Raw genomic sequence first — 19,725 nt, forward strand, 5'->3', positions numbered from 1 at the left:
AAAACCGCAGACGTCCGGTATGCATAAGTCTCTCTACTGGCGTCTGTCTGGTTTTTATCTTGCCTATTTTGGCTTCGTCGGCGCCTTTACGCCGTTCTGGAGTCTCTACCTGAAATCCCTCGCCTTCAGCGCTTTCCAGATCGCGATTCTCATGTCGCTGTTTCAGGTGGCGCGCATATTCTCGCCCAGTTTGTGGGGCTGGCTGGCCGATCATCTGGGCCATCGCGTCCGTATCATCCAATGGCTGGCGGGCTTGAGCCTGCTGGCATATGCCGGTGTCTTCTTCGGGACCTCATTTGCCTGGCTGTTTGCGGTGATGCTGGCGTTGAGTTTTTTCTGGAGTGCTTCCTTGCCATTGATTGAGGCAGTCACGCTCGGGCATCTGGGGGATAGGTTTGATCGGTATGGCCGCATCCGCCTGTGGGGGTCGATCGGATTTATTGCCGCCGTCATTGGCCTCGGTTACCTGCTGGATTTCAGTGATATCCGGGCGCTGCTGTGGGTGGTGCTGGGTTTGCTGGTCGGGGTGTTTCTGTTTTCACTCAAGCTGAATGATCCCGCCGTACTTCGGCACCATGATGATGCCGGATCACTCTGGGCGATTATTCGCCGGCGCGAAGTGATCGCGCTGATGGTCGCCTGTTTCACCATGTCGGCGGCGCATGGTGTGTATTACACCTTTTACTCGATCTATCTGGTGGCGCATGGTTATAGCGCCACCCATGTCGGCTGGTTATGGGGGCTGGGCGTGGTGTGCGAGATTCTGATTTTTCTTGGCATGCCGCGGCTGACTGCCATGTTCGGCTTGCGCCGCATCATGATGGGCAGCCTGGTCCTGGCCTTTGTACGATTCAGTGTGATTGGCTGGGCGGTGGATAGCTGGGTGCTGATTCTGCTGGCGCAGACCCTGCATGCGGCAACCTTCGGCTCTTATCACGCCGCCGCCGTGGCGCTGACCCATCAATACTTCAAGGGCCGTCATCAGTCCAAAGGGCAGGGACTGTATACCAGCGTCTCTTATGGCATGGGCGGCACGGCAGGAGCGATTGCCAGTGGTTATGCCTGGGATACGCTGGGTCCCAGCTGGACATTTACCCTCTCGGCCAGTTGCGCTATGCTGGGCTGCCTGTTATTTGCCTGGCTGATGCCCAAGAAAAACCACTGAGTCCTCTCTGAAGGAGACCCGCATGCCGCGGCTGTTCACTCTTGCTTTGCTCTGCCTGTGGCCGTTTGCCGTGCATGCGGATACCGATATCAATGTGGTGGCCCTGTTTAACAACAAGGCGATGCTGATTATCAACAAGGGTAAGCCGCAGACTCTTTCTGTGGGCCAGGTCTCGCGTGAAGGCGTCAAGTTGGTGGCGGCCGATACCAGCCGGGCGGTGCTTGAGGTGGACGGCAAGCGGCGTGAACTAGGGATGGGGCAGGCCGCTACTGTGGCGGGAAATCAGGCCACCGGCCCTGCCAGTGTCACTCTTTATGCCGATGGAGCCGGGCACTTTGTGACGGATGGCATGGTGAATGGCCGCGAGCTCCGATTTCTGGTTGATACCGGGGCTACATTGATCGCCATGAACAGTGGTGATGCGGTGTATGCAGGCATTGATTACAAAAAGGGAGTTCGCATTCCTATCCATACTGCCTCGGGGGAGGAGGTGGGGTACCGCGTGGTGATCAATACGCTGAAGCTGGGAAACGTGATCCTGAATCAGGTCGATTGTGTGGTGCTGGAGGGTGGTTCGCCCGCGATGGTATTGTTGGGCATGAGTGCGCTGAACCGCATGGAAATGCGGCGCGACGGTATCACCATGACGTTGACCAAAAAATACTGACCTTGCGATTTTTGCTGGGTTTCGGCAACAAAAAAGCGCATCTGGTGGGATGCGCTTTTTTATTTTCAGCTCGCTACAAGGCTTGCCAGCGTTAAGCCTGGATACGTTTATCCCGCTCGATCAAGGCATAGGCCGAGTGATTGTGAATGGACTCGAAATTCTCAGATTCCACCACGTATTTCACAATGCGCTTTTCCACATTCAGTTGGGCTGCTACATCGCGCACCATGTCTTCCACAAACTTGGGATTGTCATAGGCATGCTCGGTGACGTATTTTTCATCTGGACGCTTCAGCAGACCAAACAGCTCGGAGGAAGCTTGTGTTTCCACGATGCGGATCAGGTCTTCCACCCAGATGAAATCATTGATCAGGGCAGTGATGGTCACATGCGAACGCTGATTGTGCGCGCCGTAGTTGGAAATCTTCTTGGAGCATGGGCACAGGCTGGTGACCGGGACCATGACTTTGACCGTGATATCAAATTTGCCCTTGTTGATTTCACCAATGAAGGTGACTTCATAATCCAGCAGGCTTTGCACGCCAGAGATCGGCGCTGCCTTGTTGATGAAGTACGGGAAGGTCATTTCGACGTAACCGGACTCTGCTTCCAGCCGCTCTACCATGGCACGCAGGATAGTCTCGAAGGACTCCACCGAAATCTCGCGCTCGTTCATGTTGAGAATCTCAACAAAGCGCGACATGTGGGTGCCCTTGAAGTTGTGCGGCAGATGCACATACATGTCAAACATGGCGACCGTATGCTGCACACCGCCAGTTTTGTCCTTGACCTTTACCGGATGGCGTATGGATTTGATCCCCACCTTGTCGATGGCGAGATGTCGCGTATCCGGCGTGTTCTGGACATCTTCAATGGCTGGTGTAACTGGCTGGTTCATGGGGCGTTCCAATATCGTAAAGAGAGTGCGGTGTAATACTTGAGTATACTACTAGGTTAATTTTTTCTCAATTGAGGCAATGATGCCTTCCGCATTGAGACCGCATTCCGCCAGCATGGTTTCATGCACACCATGATCAATGAAGGTATCCGGTAAGCCCAGGCTAAGGGTAGCCACTTGCGGATTGATCTGCTGCAATGCTTCCATCACCGCCGCGCCTGCGCCACCGAGTAATGTGTTTTCCTCTACCGTCACCAGCAGGCTATGGCTGGCGGCCAACTCGGCAATCAGGGCCACATCCAGCGGCTTGACGAAGCGCATGTTGACGACGGTGGCATCCAGCTTTTCACCAGCTACCAGCGCGGGTGTCAGCATGCTGCCAAAGGCCAGTATGGCAACGTTCTTGCCATGGCGGCGCACTTCGCCCTTGCCGATGGGCAGGGCTGTCATGACCTTTTCAATGACGGCACCAGGGCCGCCACCGCGAGGGTAGCGCACCGCGCTGGGGCCATCATGCTGATAGGCGGTATACAGCATCTGGCGGCATTCATTTTCATCCGACGGCGTCAGGATCAGCATGTTGGGGATGCAGCGCATAAAGCTCAAATCAAAGCTGCCCGCATGGGTCGGGCCATCGGCACCCACCAGGCCAGCGCGATCAATTGCAAACACGACAGGCAGGTTTTGCAATGCAATATCGTGAATAAGTTGATCGTACGCGCGCTGTAAAAATGTCGAGTAAATGGCGACCACCGGCTTCATGCCATCGCAGGCCATACCCGCGGCAAAGGTGAGGGCATGCTGCTCGGCAATGCCCACATCAAAAAAGCGCTTGGGGAATTTCTCGGCAAAGGCATTCAGGCCAGATCCATCGCACATGGCCGGGGTAATACCGATCAGGCGCTCGTCTTGTTCTGCCATGTCGACCAGCCAGTCGCTGAATACCTGGGTGTAGGTTTTTTTGCTGCTGGTGGCAACAGAGCAGCCATTGCTCGGATCGAATTTTCCCACGCCATGGTATTTGCCGGGATTATCCTCGGCAGGCGCATAGCCATGGCCTTTTTGCGTGACGATGTGGAGAAATTGCGGGCCCTTGAGCTTGCGGATATTTTTCAGCGTGGTAATCAGGGTTTCAATATCGTGGCCGTCAATCGGGCCGATATAGTTAAACCCGAACTCTTCAAACAGTGTGCCTGGCGTGACCATGCCCTTGACGTGCTCTTCCGCACGCTTGGCAAATTCCAGCATGGGTGGCACCACGCCCAGCACCTTCTCGCCGGAGCGGCGCATGGACGCATAAAAGCGGCCGGAAAGCAGCTTGGCCAGATAGTTGTGCAGGGCGCCCACATTCGGCGAAATCGACATGTCATTGTCGTTGAGAATCACTAGCAGGTTGGCATCCATCGCCCCTGCGTTGTTGAGCGCCTCAAAGGCCATACCGGCGGTCATGGCACCGTCACCGATGATGGCAACCGCGCGGCGCTCTGAACCCTGCTGCTGGGCGGCAATCGCCATGCCCAGTGCGGCGGAGATCGAGGTGCTGGAGTGCCCCGTGCCAAAGGTATCGTATGGGCTTTCGTTGCGACGCGGGAATCCGGCGATGCCATTCGGCATGCGCAGATCGGCCATGCCATCGCGGCGTCCGGTCAGAATCTTGTGCGGGTAGGTCTGGTGGCCGACATCCCACACCAGCCGGTCTTCCGGGGTATTGAATACATAGTGCAGGGCGATGGTCAGCTCAACCACGCCCAGGTTGGATGAAAGATGGCCGCCCGTGCGCGCCACGCTATCAATCACAAAGGTGCGCAGTTCCTGGGCCAGCTCGGGAAGCTGCTTGCGATCAAGTAATCGTAGCTGTTCCGGCGATTGGATAGTGTCGAGTAATGGATACATATCAGAAGCTGCGTTGCGTAATGAATTTAGCCAGCTGCTGCAGGCGTAAGGCGGAATCCCCGTAAGCGGCCAATGGGGCCAGGGCTTCGTCGTAAAGTTCTTGCGCCAGCTGCTTTGCCCGCTCCAGACCGAGGATGGTGACATAGGTCGGCTTGTTGCTGTCGGCGTCCTTGCCAGCGGTTTTGCCCAGCGTGGTGGTGTCGGCTTCGCTATCGAGAATGTCGTCCACCACCTGGAAGGCGAGGCCGATCGCCTGGGCATAGTGGTCGACGGCTTTGACGCGGTCGGCATCAACCGTATCCGCGCTCTCGGCGCCCAGCAGGGCGGCCGCGCGAATCAGCGCACCGGTTTTGTGGATGTGCATCTGTTCCAGTTCGGTCTGCGTCAGGTCGAGGCCCACGCTGGCAAGGTCAATTGCCTGCCCACCGGCCATGCCGCGGGAGCCGCTCGCCACCGCCAGAATATGCACCATATGCAATTGGCGTGCTGCATCACGAAGCAGCCCCGGCTCCGCCAGCACTTTGAAGGCCAGCGTTTGCAGGGCATCACCGACCAGAAGTGCGGTGGCGTCGTCGTATTGTTTATGACAGGAGGGTTTGCCGCGGCGCAGATCGTCATCGTCCATGCAGGGCATGTCGTCATGCACCAGGGAATAAGCGTGTATCAGCTCTACCGCAGCGGCTGATTGTTCCACCGCCGAAATCGGCGCCTGACAGAACTCCCCCGCAGCGTGGGCGAGCAGGGCGCGAACGCGCTTGCCTCCGCCCAGCACAGCATAGCGCATCGCCCCATGCAGGCGCGATGGTATGATATTTGCAGCAGGTAATATGTCGTCCAGCACCCGCTCCATGCGGGTCTGGATATCCAGCGACCATGCGTTGAAATCCATTATTGTTGATCGCTAAAAGATTTGAGTTGGTGGGTATCGTTCAGTATCTGAACTTGTTGATCGACATCGGCCAAGGTCTGCTGGCAGAATTTCAATAACTCGGCCCCGCGTTTGTAGGCGGCCAGCGAGAGCTCCAGCGGTAGCTGGTTGGTCTCCATCTGCTGAACCAGTGCTTCGAGTTCGCTCACAGCACTTTCGTAAGTGAGTGGCGCATCGGCAATTTTTTTGCTCATGACATTGATTATTCTGGGGCGTGCGTCTGTAAAATGAAGGCCGCGAGGCGATAACGAGTATGCATTTCTAGCCTGAATTATATAGTTTACGCTATATCTTTGTCAGGGCTAAATGCAGGGTCGGGAATAACAATACAACAGGGAGCAGCGCAGGCTGCAATAACGATGATGAAGAATGCTACCTCGCTGGACGAAGGCTGGCTGGTTCGCCTGGAGTCAGCCAACCAGGCCTTGTCCAAAGCCATGCCGCTCGGTGATCTTGAAGCGGTGATCTATCTGCAACAATCGTGTCGGCCGGATTTGCTGTCACTGACGCGCTACTTTGCTACCACGCCCAAGCTCGATGTCGTGATGGAAAACCGCATTGTGCGTACCGTCGGCGAGCATCTGCAACAATCGCGCGTGGCATGCACCAACCATATCAAGGCCTTGATGGCCCGCCAAAGCAAGCAGCAGCTCATGCAATTGCTGCTGGAAAAGCTGCAGGTCATGGCCTTGATCGCCAAATGGTGTTATCTGCGTTATCAGCCTATCCCCGAGCGTTACTGGCTGGAGCTGCATGCGGATTATCTGCTGGCCGAACGCTTGCGGTTGGATATCCCGGCATTTCAGTCTGGCTATGTGCATATTCTGATGCTGGACAGCATCAATCTCAGCAGCATGCAGAAAGCAGAAATCGAAGCGCTGGATCGCTGGGTAGCGCAGTGGAGCGTGCAAGTGGCAGTCACGGCGCATTGCGACGACCGGCCGCATGCCATGTTTGTCGACCTGGGGCAGGATGTCGGTGCCCGTCGTCTGCGCAACTTTACGCCGACTGAAAATTTTCGCTGCTGGGTGATTGAGATGATCTTGCGTGATCTGGAGCAGATGCGCGAGCAGCTCTCTGCTGGCGCCATCAGCCTGCCGATATTGCCAGACGCCACGACAGTCCGAAGCGCCCAGATCATTGACCTGCTTATCATGGCCTGGTCTGATCTGCGTGAGCAACGCCGACGCGTCGAGCGTGCCGCCGTCTCCAAGCTGGCGCAAGCGGTCAATGGCCTGTTTGCCGTATGTCAGCAAATCCGAAACGAAGCCTACCGCCCGACTTTTCTTCATCCGGATGATGTGCAGCCCCTGCCCAATTCGTGGGAGGTGCAGAACGAGAGCGTATTTGGCTTGGGCGCTGTCGTGAATGCGGACCTGAATCTGTGGGTCAAGCCCGGCGCCTTGCTATCTCTGCAGTTTGCGCTGAATCCGGATATGGAAGTGCTGGCCGTGGTGCGTAGCCTCCAGCAGCGGCCGGGGCGCGAGCTTTATGTCGGCCTGGAAGTGATTTCCTATACGCCGGCCTATGTGCAGCTGACGACAGAAGACCCACCTGCCGACGAAGAGCCCATTCCTGGTCTTTACCTGGGGCGCGATGACGACAGAAACTGGCCGCCGAGTTTGCTGCTGCCTCTGCAGCCGCAAGCCGACGTTGGCGAACTGGTAATGCATCTGGAGCATTCCGATTATCGTGCCACGCTGGGCGATGTGCTGGAACAGCAGGCCGACTGGGTGCGCATAGCCGTCATGGTGCGCGATTAACGCGCTGCGCCCGGGCATGCTCGAGGTTGTTGAAGAGTATGCCGCGTGCCGGAAAGCGATGAGCCTTAACGCAGCACGCGCTGCAAAAACTGGCGGATGTCGTCAATTTCTTCGGCGCATACGCTATGCGGCATGTCGTAGGTATGCCATTCCAGCGCATAGCCATTCTCCCGGAATACATCCCGCGAGATAGCCGCCGTCGCCGGCAGAATCACGCTATCGTCCGTGCCGTGCGCCATGAAAATGGGCGTCGCCTGGTTGGCGGCGTGTTTCTCATTAGCCAATGTCTGCTTGAGTGGTAAATAAGTCGAGAGCGCGAGCACGCCAGCCAGTCGATGCGAGTAGCGCAATGCTGTTTGCAGCGCCATGGCGCCCCCCTGTGAAAAGCCCGCCAGTACAATACGCTCAGCCGGGATTCCACGCGCTATTTCATCCTGAACAAGGGTTTCGATCTCGGCCTGCATGGCGCGTATGCCCGCTTCATCCTGCTGGCTATCCAGCCCCAGGCCAAAAATATCGTACCAGCCGCGCATGGGGTAGCCATTGTTGAGACTGATAGGCCGTACCGGCGCATGCGGAAAAATATACCGCACTTGCGGCAAGTCCAGCTCCTCGGCAATCGGCACGAAATCATGACCATCGGCGCCCAGGCCATGCAGCCAGATAATGCTGGCGGTCGCCAGCGCTTGAGGTTCCAGGGTGATTTTTTCGAGCATGTGTGGATTATCCAGATAATGTTGTTGGCCGGGCGCTGCTAGGCTGGGCGGGGAATACGCGCTACCATCGTGCCATGCCCGTCTGTCAGGCAGTGGGCAAGCATCTATCATAACAAAAGACGGAAGCGGGGCTATATGGAGCGAGCGCCATGCAAGTGAAAGTATTGGGATGTAGCGGCGGCATAGGCGGCAATCTGCGCACGACCTCATTGCTGGTGGACGACGATATCCTGATCGACGCAGGCACCGGGGTGGGCGATCTCAGTATTGAGCAGATGGCGAAAATTGATCACGTCTTCCTCACCCATTCGCACCTGGACCATATTGCCTGCTTGCCGCTGATGCTGGATACGGTGGCTGGTCTGCGCGAAGCGCCCGTGACTATTTATGCGCTCCCCGAGACCTTGCATGCGCTTAAAACCCACATCTTCAACTGGATCATCTGGCCTGATTTCAGCGTGGTCCCCAGCGAAACAAGTCCCTTGATGCGCTACGCCGAGGTCGCGCTAGGTAAAGCCGTAAGCTTAAGCGGACGCAGCATTACTCCGCTACCTGCTAATCATACGGTTCCCGCCGTTGGCTACTGGCTGGATAGTGGTAGTAATAGCATCGTATTCACGGGTGACACGACCACGTGCGATGCCCTGTGGGAAAAGGTAAACAGGATTGAAAACCTTAAATATGTGCTGATTGAAACAGCGTTTGGCGATGGTGAGAAGGAATTGGCACAAGCGTCCAAGCATCTGTGCCCGGCATTATTGTTTCAAGAATTGAGTAAACTGGAGCGATCCGCCCATATTTACATTACCCATCTGAAGCCGGGCGAGGGAGGGGAGATCATGTATCAGATTGAGGCGCGCGCTGAACACGTTGCCTTGAAAAGCCTGCAGAATATGCAGGTGTTTAAGCTGTAGTTACTTCCAGGATTCTGGAAGAAAACGCGTAGGAATAGTGCCGCCCGTTATTGACTGTCTGGTTTCAAATACACCACTGCTGACATCATAAGTCATTTTAATCGTTGTGTTTTCTATGCCATTGGTCACATCAGAATTTTTAAATGTTGAGCTTATCGTGCATACAGGACTGGCCCAAGTTCCGGTGGTCGAGGCTACATATTTGCCTGAAGTAGCCGCCGAAGCGGGGACTGTGCAATTAAATTCCGAGGGGTCTTGAGACAGCAATTCTGCCATTGTCGATTTGAGCCCATCCATCAATGAAATAGCCTCCGAGGCTTGCGCTTTTCCTATGTAGGATTGGTAGGACGGAATTGCAATAGCGGCAAGAATGCCAATAATAGCCACCACTATCATGAGTTCGATCAAAGTAAACCCGTGATTCTTTTTCATGATGTACCTCTGGGTTGAGCAATGATGATGGAAAAAAGCCCTGCTCAGATGTGCAGGGCTTTTTAGACATAACCGAATTTATTATTGCCAAGCTTTAGGACGATATTTTGCTTCCAAGTCACCGCCATTATATGTAAACGCATTGGTTGAGGCTGTGTAGGTCATGATAACGGTTTTATTTGCGATATTGCTATTGACCCCAGCTGCTTTGATGGTAGCAGTTGCGGTACAAACACCGTTAGCGTTGGTTGGCTGAGCGATTGTCGTGTATTTGCCATCGGCTGGAGCAGCTGTTACGCCACAATTGGCTGCCGTTGGGTCTTCGGACATAGTGCTGGCGATAGTGGATTTCAGGCCGTCTAGTTGTATGAATGCTTCAGAAGCCTGAGCTTTAGCGGTGTAATCCTGATAAGCCGGAATGGCTACCGCTGCCAAAATACCAATAATCGCGACCACGATCATCAGTTCGATAAGAGTAAAACCTTGCTGTGCGTTTTTCATGTCATCACCTTTCAATCAATTTAGGAGAGTCTCTAGCAGATGTCTGCCAGGGGTGTTGCGTCGATAAACGGGGTGTTGGTTGATCACTTCGTTTATCAGATGAATCAAGCATAACGCAGGCATAAAAAAAGCGGATGGTGTCATCCGCTTTTTTGATTTTCAGTGACAAAAAATGTCACCGTTTGCTGATGGCAATTATTTGCCTTCAGCCACTTTCTTCAGGTTGGCCAGGCCAGCGTCGTAGACACCGGTCACCGCGTTGATGGCGGATTCGTCATCCTGACCTGGTGGGATAGGTGGGTTCAGCTTGTACACGCGGTAGAAGCGACCTACCCAGGTCACGGTGCTTTCGCCAGCGCCAGGGCCTGCCTTGACGGTGATGAAGGAGTTGTAATCAGCCACGGGCAATACGCCTTCCACGATTTCATATTTCAGCTTCATGTCGGCATCGTCAGCGCTACGCAGTTTTTCGTAGATGGTGCCGCCGCCTTTGAGGGTCAGCAGGCGATAGGTGTCACCATCCTTGGTTTCCAGCTTGGTGCTGGCAACGGCGGGGTGCCATTTCTGCATGTTGCCGAAGTCCTTGATCAGCGCCCACACCTTGGCTGGTTCAGCCTTGATGGTGACTGTTTTTTCAACTTTTTGTGGCGATGGACCGTGCGCAGCGGCGGTCAATGGAATGACGGCCATGGCAATGAGGGCGAGTAGTTTTTTCATGCGATTTTTCTCCGTTGATAAAAGTCTTGGTGCTAAATCCGAATCCGGGGCTGGATTCATTCTCAGTGCGCCGTCTCCTGAATAAACTGGCCAAATGCCCGGCTTTGCTTGTCCGTGGCAATGGTATTAACCAGTTTATTGTTGCTGGCGTCGATCACTGAAACCGTGTTGTCGAACCAGTTGGCAACATATACCCGCTGGTTCGCATGATCAAAACTGATGCCTTCGGGGTAACCTCCCACCGGCACGATGCTGATGACTTTTTGCTGGGCAACATCAATTACCGAGACATTGTCGCTTTGCGTATTGGTGACGTAGATGCGGCTGCCATCTGTGCTGACCGTGACGCAATAAGGATGTTCCCCCACCTTGATGGTGTTGACCCGGTGTGTTTGCGTATCAATCATGGAAACGCTGTTGCTATAAACATTAACGGCGTAAAGCTGCTTGCCATCCCGGCTAAGGCCCAGGCCAAATGGGTGTTCACCCACGGCAATACGCTTGACGATCTGCATGCTGGCGGTATCAATGATGGCGACATCGTTGCTATCGCGATTGGCAACATAAAGCTGCTTGCCATCCGGGCTGACGATAATGCCTGCTGGCGCCTTGCCGACATTGACTGTGCGCTGTTGTGTAAGATCGGCGGTATCCAGCGCCAGTATCTTGTCTTCAAACCAGTCGGCGACAAACAGGGTTTTGCTGTCTGGCGAGAGGGCAATGCCGACCGGCGAGCCATGCAATGGCAACTCTTGCAATACTTTGTAATGCTGAGAGTCAATCACGCTGATGGATTGGCCGTCGACATTACTGATATAGGTGCGGCCCAGGGCTGCAGAAGTCGCGACACCAACAGGCGCTTTGCCAACTTCTATGCTGGCAATGACCTGATTCGACGCAAGATCAATCACCGATACCGTGTTATTCCCCTGATTGCTGATGTAGGCAAAGCCGCCAGCCTGGCATGACCATGCGATACAGGCGGAGAATGCGGCAAGGAAGATAAGCAACGGTTTCAATGGAAAGCGGATCTGCGGAATGGTTGTGATGTGAATCAAACGCTTGAAAAGCCGATATGGTTGACTACGCAGTATACGGGGGGCTTGCAAACAGCGTCAAGGCGCGCTTGGCAGGTGATATTCCCGAATTTGCACGGCCTGCAGGCGTGATCCTCTGGCTTCCAGTAAGGCAAGTTGGCATGCGGCTTTCAATCGGGGCTGAAGTGTGAAAAAATTACACTAAATTATTAAGGTAGTACGTCATGATAGATCGCGATGGATATCGCCCGAATGTCGGCATCATATTATGCAATGCCCGCAATGAGGTTTTTTGGGGCAAGCGTATTCGCGAACACTCCTGGCAGTTTCCGCAGGGTGGCATCAAGCACGGCGAAACGCCCGAGCAAGCCATGTACCGTGAGCTTATGGAAGAGGTTGGCTTGCGCCCGGAGCACGTCAAAATTCTTGGCCGCACCCGCGACTGGTTGCGGTATGAAGTCCCCACCAACTGGATCAAGCGTGAGTGGCGCGGTAGTTATCGCGGCCAGAAGCAGATCTGGTTCCTGCTGCGTATGGTAGGTCGCGATTCGGATGTGTCACTGCGTGCCAGCACGCATCCTGAGTTTGATGCCTGGCGCTGGAGCGAGTATTGGGTGCCCATGGAGAGTGTGATTGAGTTCAAGCGCGAGGTGTATCGCCTGGCCCTGAATGAGCTTGCGGCTCACCTCAGCGGGGATACGCGCAAAAAACCGCGCAATCACAGCAGTTCCATTATTGCCTCCTGAGCAAGGCTTGCGTGGGGCTGATGCGTGCTAGCCCCTGTTTGCCATGGCTTCGCCCAGCTGGATCGGGCGGCCTTCCTGCCATACCGGATTAAACTGCAAGGGCTGTTTTGGAAAAAGCAGCACCACCGTCGAGCCCAATAAAAACCGACCCATTTCCTCATTCTGCTTGAGGTGAATCTGGTGCTCGGCATATTCCCATACCGAAATATTGCCCGGACGTGGCGGATTGACCACGCCATGCCAGGTGGTGGCCATGCTGCCGACGATGGTGGCGCCCACCAATACCAGCACAAACTTGCCATGCGCTGAGTCAAACTCGCATACCACGCGCTCGTTGCGCGCAAACAGGCCAGGCACGCCTTGCGCAGTCACCGGGTTGACCGAAAACAGATCGCCGGGGACGTAGGTCATGCGCAGCAGGTGCCCATCGCAGGGCATGTGGATGCGGTGATAGTCTCTGGGGCTGAGGTAGAGGGTGGCAAAGTGGCCATCCTGAAATTCATCTGCCAGTGCCTGATTGCCTGCCAGCAATGCCGTGGTGGAGTAGTGGTGGCCTTTGGCCTGAAAAATCTGGTCGCCAACAATGGGGCCGATCTGGCTGATAGCACCATCAACCGGGCATAGCCAGGTAGCCTCAGCGACGGGGCGGGCATCTGCGCGCAGGGGGCGGGTGAAGAATTCGTTAAAACTGGCGTAGCGCTTGATATCGGCCTCAACGGCCTCTTGCATATTCACTGAGTAGCGAGCGACGAACCAGCGAATAATCGCTGTTGTTACCCAGCCCATGCGGGCATTGGCGACCCATCCGGCGAAAACGGTGATGGCCTGTTTGGGCAAGAGATATTGCAGGGAGACGGCGAGACGGTTCAACACACAAGATTCCGGATGGGCAATGAGCGGACTATTATAATGATAGCGGAGGCAAGTCCCAAGGATGGTGGTGTATAGGCAATAAAAAAGGCGATGCATGAGCATCGCCTTTTTTATGGTGTCATGCGTTGAATTTACGCATGACGGAGATGTTGCTTAGTTCTTGCTTTGGTCAACCAGCTTGTTCTTGGTGATCCAAGGCATCATGGCGCGCAGTTGGCCACCAACTTGCTCAATCGGGTGAGCAGCGTTCAGGCGACGACGTGCGGTCATGGATGGGTAGTTGGTGCGGCCTTCAGCGATGAACTGCTTGGCGTATTCGCCAGTCTGGATGTTCTTCAGGCATTCCTTCATGGCAGCACGTGCCTGATCAGCAATCACGCGTGGGCCGGTCACATATTCACCGTACTCAGCGTTGTTGGAGATCGAGTAGTTCATGTTGGCGATGCCGCCTTCGTACATCAGGTCCACAATCAGCTTTAGCTCGTGCAGGCACTCGAAGTAGGCCATTTCAGGCGCGTAACCAGCTTCGGTCAGGGTTTCAAAGCCAGCCTTTACCAGCTCAACCGCGCCGCCACACAGCACAGCCTGTTCGCCGAACAGATCGGTTTCGGTTTCTTCGCGGAAGTTGGTTTCGATCACGCCACCCTTGGTGCCGCCGTTGGCGCAAGCGTAGGACAGTGCAACATCCTTGGCCTTGCCGGATTGGTCCTGGTAAACAGCGATCAGGGTAGGTACGCCGCCGCCCTTCAGGTATTCGGAACGCACGGTGTGGCCTGGGCCCTTGGGTGCAATCATGATCACATCCAGGTCGGCGCGTGGCACGATCTGGTTGTAGTGAATGTTGAAGCCGTGAGCAAATGCGACGGTAGCGCCTTGCTTCAGGTTGTTTGCGATGTCGGCATGGTAGATTTGCGGCATGGTTTCATCTGGCAGCAGAATCATGACCAGATCGGCCTGCTTCACAGCATCGGCGATTTCAGCGACTTGGTGGCCGGCATTCACAGCCTTGCTCCAGGAGCTGCCGTCTTTGCGCAGGGCCACGGTCACATTGACACCGGAGTCCTTCAGGTTTTGTGCATGGGCATGGCCTTGAGAGCCATAACCGACGATGGTGACTTTCAGATTCTTGATCAGTGAAAGGTCGGCGTCTTTATCGTAATAAACTTTCATTTCAACTCCTAAATTTATAGTGTTTGGCGTGAGTCCGGATATTTGAAATCAGGTCTGGGCCATGCAGCGCCAGAAAACGGGCATCCAATTGCCCGAACTCACATTGATTAAATCTTGAGAATCCGGTCGCCGCGTCCGATGCCAGAGGCCCCGGTACGCACTGTTTCCAGTATGGCCGTCTTGTCCAGCGCTTCCAGAAACGCATCCAGCTTGCTGCCAGTGCCAGTCAGCTCAATGGTGTAACTGCCATCGGCCACATCGATGATGCGACCACGGAAGATATCGCACATACGTTTCATTTCGTCGCGGAAAGGGCCAGTGGCCTTTACCTTGACCAGCATCAGTTCGCGTTCGATATAACGACCATCGTTAAGGTCGAGTACCTTGACCACATCGACCAGCTTGTTGAGCTGCTTGATGATCTGCTCGATCACTTCGTCGGATCCGGAAGTGACGATGGTCATGCGTGACAATGTGGGATCTTCGGTAGGAGCCACAGTCAGGGATTCAATATTGTAGGCACGCGCCGAGAACAGGCCGGCCACGCGGGACAAGGCGCCCGCTTCGTTTTCCATGAGTAAGGAAATAATGTGTTTCATCTAACAGCTCGCTCTACAGTTCTTCGGCCAGAATCATCTCGGACAGCCCCTTGCCATTTGGCACCATCGGGAATACGTTTTCCTTCTGGTCAGTGAGGAAGTCCATGAATACCATGCGCTCTTTCAGCTTGGGGCCAAAGGCCTCTTTCAGCGCTGGCTCTACATCGGATGGCTTCTCGATGCGCATGCCAACATGACCATAAGCCTCCGCTAGCTTGACGAAGTCAGGCAGCGCATCCATATAGGATTCGGAGTAGCGGTTGCCATAGAAGAATTCCTGCCACTGGCGCACCATGCCCATGTAGCGGTTGTTCAGCGTGACTACCTTGACCGGCAGGTGGAACTGCTTGCAGGTGGATAGCTCCTGAATACACATCTGGATCGAAGCTTCGCCAGTCACGCAGGCTACCTGCGCATCGGGGTAAGCCAGCTGCACGCCCATGGCGTAAGGCAGGCCCACACCCATGGTGCCCAGGCCGCCAGAATTGATCCAGCGACGTGGCTTGTCGAATTTGTAATATTGCGCCGCCCACATCTGGTGCTGCCCCACGTCGGAGGTGATAAAGGCATCGCCCTTGGTCACTTCCCACAGTTTTTCCAGCACATACTGGGGCTTGATGATGTCGCTGTTGCGGTCATAGCTCAGACATTTCTTGCTGCGCCATGCCTCGATCTGGGTCCACCATGCCTGAATGGCCGCTTCTTCCGGCTTCTTGTCGGCAGCGGCTTTGAATTCGCCATCCAGCAGATCATTCATCTCGCCGAGCACTGACTGTACGTGGCCGACAATCGGCACATCCACTTTCACGCGCTTGGAGATGGAGGAGGGGTCGACATCAATGTGAATGATGGTGCGGCTCTTGCTGAAGAAGTGATCCGGATTGCCGATAACGCGGTCATCAAAACGCGCGCCGATGGCAATCAGCACATCACAGTCCTGCATGGCCATGTTGGCTTCCAGCGTGCCGTGCATACCCAGCATGCCGACAAACTGACGGTCGGTGGCGGGGTAGCCGCCCAAACCCATCAGGGTATTGGTGATTGGGAAGCCCAGGCGACGTGCCAATTTGACCAGCTGTTCGGACGCATCGCCCAGAATAATGCCGCCACCGGTGTACAACATCGGGCGCTTGGCATCCAGCATCAGACGCAGGGCTTTCTTGATCTGGCCGGAATGTCCCTTGAGTATCGGGTTGTATGAACGCATTTCCACCGTTTCAGGGTAGCTGAAGGCATGGAACTGCGCTGTAATGTCCTTGGGAATATCGACCACAACCGGGCCTGGACGGCCGGTGCCTGCAATATAGAAGGCCTTCTTGATGGTGGCAGCAAGATCCTTGATGTCCTTCACCAGGAAGTTGTGCTTAACACAGGGGCGTGTAATGCCGACCATGTCGACTTCCTGGAAGGCGTCCATGCCAATCGAGGGCGCAGGTACCTGGCCACTCAGCACAACCAGTGGAATCGAGTCCATATAAGCAGTTGCAATGCCGGTCACGGCATTGGTCGCACCTGGACCTGAAGTCACCAGTGCAACACCGACCTCGCCCGTGGCGCGTGCGTAAGCATCCGCCGCATGCACGGCAGCCTGCTCATGGCGAACCAGCACGTGCTTGAAGTGGGATTGATTGAAAATCGCGTCGTAAATGTTCAGGACAGCGCCGCCAGGATAGCCGAAAACGAATTTAACGTTTTCTTCCTGTAAGCAGCGAATAACGATTTCTGCGCCCGTGCATTGATTGCCCGTGGTCGGATTGCTAGGGTCTTCCATAAATCTTGCTGTTTTTACTGAGAATTGGGGAACCCTGAACAGTAACTGTTTGAATGTATTTGGTCAAGAATCAAAATGCGAAATTGACGGATGTACAAACATATTCGGCACAGATAATGAAATTTGCGCCAAGCAGGCTTATTCCAGAGGTGGCGCGACCTTGCTCAATTCTTCCATGGTGGTGAGTCCGGCCGCGATTTTTTCGGCACCATTGATGAGCAATGGTTGCATGCCTTGCTTGTAGGCCATGGCACGAATTTTCGCCAGGTCGGCATCCGGGGTGATGAGTTTTTTAATCTCGGGGGTGATGGTCAGCATTTCATAAATACCGCTACGGCCGCGATAGCCGGTCATGCGGCACTCCAGGCAGCCGGTAATGCCATGTGCATGCGCTGGCGCGGGCAGCTTCCAGGGTGCGGTGTATTGATGCCACTGGTCGCTGTCTATGGTCATGGGCTGTTTGCAAGCAGGGCAGAGGGTGCGCACCAGCCGTTGCGCCATGATGCCGAGCACCGTGGACTGAATAAGGTAGGACGGCACGCCAAGATCCAGGAGGCGGGTGATGGCCGATGGCGCATCGTTGGTATGCAATGTCGACAGCACCAAGTGGCCGGTAAGCGCCGCCTGGATTGCCATTTCGGCGGTTTCCACATCGCGGATTTCGCCGACCATGATGATGTCCGGATCCTGCCGCAGCAACGTACGTATGCCATCGGCAAAGCTCAGGTCAATGTTCTGCTGCACCTGCATCTGGTTGAAGGCTGGCTCCACCATTTCAATCGGCTCTTCCACCGTGCAGACGTTGACTTCTGGCGTGGCCAGTTGCTTGAGGGTGGAATACAGCGTGGTGGTTTTGCCAGAGCCGGTGGGACCGGTGACCAGAATGATGCCGTTCGGTTGGCGGGTCCAGGCGCGCCATTGCTCATCTTGCGCAGGTGAAAAGCCCAGTTCGATGAAGTCCTTGACGATGACATCCGGGGTAAATACCCGCATCACCAGTTTTTCGCCAAAGGCGGTCGGCATGGTGGAAAGACGCAGCTCGACCTCATTGCCTTCGGTGGTCAGCGTTTTGATGCGGCCATCCTGCGGTCGGCGTTTTTCCACCATGTCCATGCGGCCCAGCAGTTTGATGCGGCTGGTAATGGCATTCATGATGGTGGAAGGCAGCTGGTACACCTGATGCAGCACGCCATCAATGCGGAAGCGCATGATGCCGATATTGCGGCGGGGTTCCAGATGGATATCGCTGGCGCGCTGCTCAAACGCATATTTGAACAGCCAGTCCACGATGTTGACGATATGTTGCTCGTTGGCGTCCAGATTCTTGTTCTTGCCCAGCTCCACCAGTTGCTCGAAGTTCTGTACCCCGATGATCTGCCCGGCCTTGGCGGTATTGGCCAGGTTGATGGAGTTGGCGAGGTTGTACACCTCGGGCAGGTAACGGTTGATCTCCAGTGGATTGGCGATGACCAGGCGTATCTTGAGATTCATGATGCGCTCAAGATCGGGAATCCAGTCGGTCAGGAAAGGCTCTGCCGTGGCGATGGTGGCTTCGTTGGCGCCCACCTTGACCGGCATGATCTTGAGCCGTTCGGCATAGGCTTTGGAGACGACTTGCGCTACCGATCCGAAATCCAGATTGAGCGGGTCTATATGAAAGTAATCGAGGCCTACCCGTTTTGCCAGCCACTCGGTCAGGTTTTCAACGGACAAGGGCTTGTGTGGGCTTAGCAGGCTTTTCCACTTTTGTTCGCCGATGACGACCAGTGGATGCAGGTTGGATTTGTCCAGCTTGCGGTCTTTATATAACTGCTCGGCATCCTTTTTTTCCACCATGCCGTCATTCACCAGCATGCGCAATACATCGCCGATGGTGAGGCGGCCTTGCAAAGGTTTGGCTGTGGCAGCGACTTTGCTCATGTGGGGTCCTTCGGTATGCCCTGTTGTCATATTTCAGTCATTCAGGATAGTGGCAAACGCGCTCACGGGTCTAGCGTTTTTACGATTGTAAGTGTTGTTGTTTCAAGACTTTGAATCTTCACTCTTCGATATTCAGTCTTGAAACCGGAGCGATAAGTCTATCGCATGTACGTGTTTGGTCAGGCCGCCAATGGAAATGCGGTCCACACCGGTTTCCGCAATGTCGCGCACGGTCTCCAGCTCCACTCCCCCCGATGCTTCCAGAATGGCACGTCCGGCATTCAGTGCCACTGCCTCGCGCATGCCGGCCAGATCAAAGTTATCCAGCAGAATTAATTCTGCACCTGCGGCCAGCGCTTCTTCAAGCTGAGCCAGGGATTCCACCTCAATCTGCAGGCTGGCATGCGAGCTCAATTTGATGGCGGCTTGCATCACCGCCGCAATGCTGCCTGCAGCGGCAATATGATTTTCCTTGATCAGAATGCCATCGTACAAGCCCATGCGCTGGTTCAAGCCACCGCCGACGGTGACCGCATATTTTTGTGCCATGCGCAGTCCGGGCAGGGTTTTACGGGTATCCAGAATTCGCGCTTTGGTGCCCTGCACCGCTTGCACGTAGCGCGCGGTGACCGTGGCGGTCGCCGATAAGGTCTGCAGGAAATTCAGCGCGCAGCGCTCGGCAGTCAGAATTTGTCGGGCATTGCCAGTGATGATGCACAAGGTTTGTCCGGCGCTGACTTCAGCCCCTTCGCTGATCTGCCACTGCAGCCTGGCTTGCGGAGCCAATCGCGCAAAGCAGGCCTCCACCCAGGGAATGCCGCATATTATCGCCGGCTCGCGGCTGATCAAGGTGGCATGCGCATGCTGGTCGGCGGGTACCAGACTCGCGGTCAGGTCGCCGCTGCCAATGTCTTCGGCAATGGCCGCCTCGATATTGCGCTGGATCGCGCTTTGTAATTCGGGGGAGAGCAGGGGAACGGATAGGGTGGTGGTCATGATTTACATTATAATGCCG

The 19,725-nt window shown here is 55.2% G+C and carries 20 protein-coding genes; 5 read left to right on the forward strand and 15 right to left on the reverse strand.

The features are described from left to right. The first annotated feature begins 19 nt into the window (after positions 1 to 19). Positions 20 to 1,165, forward strand: coding sequence for an MFS transporter (locus FNL37_RS13600; RefSeq protein ID WP_159356498.1), 1,146 nt, complete (start codon positions 20 to 22; stop codon positions 1,163 to 1,165). A 22-nt stretch (positions 1,166 to 1,187) separates the two neighbouring features. Continuing rightward, positions 1,188 to 1,832, forward strand: coding sequence for a retropepsin-like aspartic protease family protein (locus FNL37_RS13605; protein ID WP_159356499.1), 645 nt, complete (start codon positions 1,188 to 1,190; stop codon positions 1,830 to 1,832). A 91-nt stretch (positions 1,833 to 1,923) separates the two neighbouring features. Here the strand turns inward: FNL37_RS13605 and folE2 are convergent, their stop codons facing one another. Genes folE2 through FNL37_RS13625 form a run of 4 tightly spaced genes read right to left on the reverse strand, consistent with a single transcriptional unit; the run spans position 1,924 to position 5,745 of the window. Continuing rightward, positions 1,924 to 2,730 (reverse strand): GTP cyclohydrolase FolE2, encoded by an 807-nt coding sequence (gene folE2, locus FNL37_RS13610; protein WP_013441426.1) that lies wholly within the window; start codon positions 2,728 to 2,730, stop codon positions 1,924 to 1,926. 51 nt (positions 2,731 to 2,781) lie between these two features. Beyond that, positions 2,782 to 4,623, reverse strand: a complete 1,842-nt coding sequence (gene dxs / locus FNL37_RS13615) for a 1-deoxy-D-xylulose-5-phosphate synthase (RefSeq protein ID WP_015829470.1) — start codon at positions 4,621 to 4,623, stop codon at positions 2,782 to 2,784. Between the two features lies 1 nt (position 4,624). Beyond that, on the reverse strand, positions 4,625 to 5,512 hold the full coding sequence (locus FNL37_RS13620) for a polyprenyl synthetase family protein (RefSeq protein ID WP_159356500.1): 888 nt from the start codon (positions 5,510 to 5,512) through the stop codon (positions 4,625 to 4,627). Beyond that, the gene (locus FNL37_RS13625) at positions 5,512 to 5,745 is read right to left on the reverse strand and encodes an exodeoxyribonuclease VII small subunit (RefSeq protein WP_013441429.1); all 234 of its coding nucleotides are present in this window, start codon (positions 5,743 to 5,745) and stop codon (positions 5,512 to 5,514) included. Before FNL37_RS13625 ends, FNL37_RS13620 begins: the two co-directional genes overlap by 1 nt. 165 nt (positions 5,746 to 5,910) lie before the next feature. Between FNL37_RS13625 and FNL37_RS13630 the strand changes: the two genes are divergently transcribed. Then, positions 5,911 to 7,314 (forward strand): hypothetical protein, encoded by a 1,404-nt coding sequence (locus FNL37_RS13630; protein ID WP_159356501.1) that lies wholly within the window; start codon positions 5,911 to 5,913, stop codon positions 7,312 to 7,314. Between the two features lie 65 nt (positions 7,315 to 7,379). On the opposite strand, the gene FNL37_RS13635 is transcribed toward FNL37_RS13630, so the two are convergent. Continuing rightward, positions 7,380 to 8,030 (reverse strand): alpha/beta hydrolase, encoded by a 651-nt coding sequence (locus tag FNL37_RS13635; RefSeq protein WP_159356502.1) that lies wholly within the window; start codon positions 8,028 to 8,030, stop codon positions 7,380 to 7,382. 149 nt (positions 8,031 to 8,179) lie between these two features. Between FNL37_RS13635 and FNL37_RS13640 the strand changes: the two genes are divergently transcribed. After that, a complete protein-coding gene (locus FNL37_RS13640; protein WP_159356503.1) occupies positions 8,180 to 8,944 on the forward strand; it encodes a 3',5'-cyclic-nucleotide phosphodiesterase in 765 nt (254 codons plus the stop codon). On the opposite strand, the gene FNL37_RS14090 is transcribed toward FNL37_RS13640, so the two are convergent. The 4 genes from FNL37_RS14090 to FNL37_RS13660 form a co-directional block, all read right to left on the reverse strand. Continuing rightward, complete coding sequence (locus FNL37_RS14090; RefSeq protein WP_159356504.1) at positions 8,945 to 9,376, reverse strand: pilin; 432 nt, start codon at positions 9,374 to 9,376, stop codon at positions 8,945 to 8,947. Positions 9,377 to 9,457: 81 nt separating this feature from the next. Next, positions 9,458 to 9,877: a pilin gene (locus FNL37_RS13650; RefSeq protein WP_159356505.1), complete on the reverse strand. Its 420-nt coding sequence runs from the start codon at positions 9,875 to 9,877 to the stop codon at positions 9,458 to 9,460. A gap of 195 nt (positions 9,878 to 10,072) precedes the next feature. Beyond that, positions 10,073 to 10,594: an SRPBCC family protein gene (locus FNL37_RS13655; RefSeq protein ID WP_015829476.1), complete on the reverse strand. Its 522-nt coding sequence runs from the start codon at positions 10,592 to 10,594 to the stop codon at positions 10,073 to 10,075. 62 nt (positions 10,595 to 10,656) lie between these two features. Then, complete coding sequence (locus FNL37_RS13660) at positions 10,657 to 11,652, reverse strand: YVTN family beta-propeller repeat protein (RefSeq protein ID WP_244948307.1); 996 nt, start codon at positions 11,650 to 11,652, stop codon at positions 10,657 to 10,659. A gap of 203 nt (positions 11,653 to 11,855) precedes the next feature. Between FNL37_RS13660 and FNL37_RS13665 the strand changes: the two genes are divergently transcribed. Beyond that, positions 11,856 to 12,377, forward strand: a complete 522-nt coding sequence (locus tag FNL37_RS13665; protein ID WP_159356507.1) for an RNA pyrophosphohydrolase — start codon at positions 11,856 to 11,858, stop codon at positions 12,375 to 12,377. Between the two features lie 27 nt (positions 12,378 to 12,404). Here the strand turns inward: FNL37_RS13665 and asd are convergent, their stop codons facing one another. From asd to nadC, 6 genes are all read right to left on the reverse strand, one after another. Further along, positions 12,405 to 13,250, reverse strand: coding sequence for an archaetidylserine decarboxylase (gene asd, locus FNL37_RS13670; protein WP_159356508.1), 846 nt, complete (start codon positions 13,248 to 13,250; stop codon positions 12,405 to 12,407). 153 nt (positions 13,251 to 13,403) lie between these two features. Beyond that, positions 13,404 to 14,420 carry a ketol-acid reductoisomerase gene (gene ilvC / locus FNL37_RS13675; protein WP_159356509.1) on the reverse strand — a complete coding sequence of 339 codons (1,017 nt, stop codon included), beginning with the start codon at positions 14,418 to 14,420 and terminating at the stop codon, positions 13,404 to 13,406. A gap of 107 nt (positions 14,421 to 14,527) precedes the next feature. Next, positions 14,528 to 15,019 carry an acetolactate synthase small subunit gene (gene ilvN, locus FNL37_RS13680; protein WP_013441439.1) on the reverse strand — a complete coding sequence of 164 codons (492 nt, stop codon included), beginning with the start codon at positions 15,017 to 15,019 and terminating at the stop codon, positions 14,528 to 14,530. Positions 15,020 to 15,032: 13 nt separating this feature from the next. Beyond that, positions 15,033 to 16,832: an acetolactate synthase 3 catalytic subunit gene (locus FNL37_RS13685; protein ID WP_280526128.1), complete on the reverse strand. Its 1,800-nt coding sequence runs from the start codon at positions 16,830 to 16,832 to the stop codon at positions 15,033 to 15,035. A 96-nt stretch (positions 16,833 to 16,928) separates the two neighbouring features. Further along, positions 16,929 to 18,710 (reverse strand): type IV pilus assembly ATPase TfpB, encoded by a 1,782-nt coding sequence (gene tfpB / locus FNL37_RS13690; protein WP_159356511.1) that lies wholly within the window; start codon positions 18,708 to 18,710, stop codon positions 16,929 to 16,931. Positions 18,711 to 18,842: 132 nt separating this feature from the next. Beyond that, positions 18,843 to 19,706, reverse strand: a complete 864-nt coding sequence (gene nadC / locus FNL37_RS13695; protein WP_159356512.1) for a carboxylating nicotinate-nucleotide diphosphorylase — start codon at positions 19,704 to 19,706, stop codon at positions 18,843 to 18,845. Between the last annotated feature and the right edge of the window lie 19 nt (positions 19,707 to 19,725).

Source organism: Methylovorus glucosotrophus, assembly GCF_009858335.1.
Lineage (GTDB): Bacteria > Pseudomonadota > Gammaproteobacteria > Burkholderiales > Methylophilaceae > Methylovorus > Methylovorus glucosotrophus.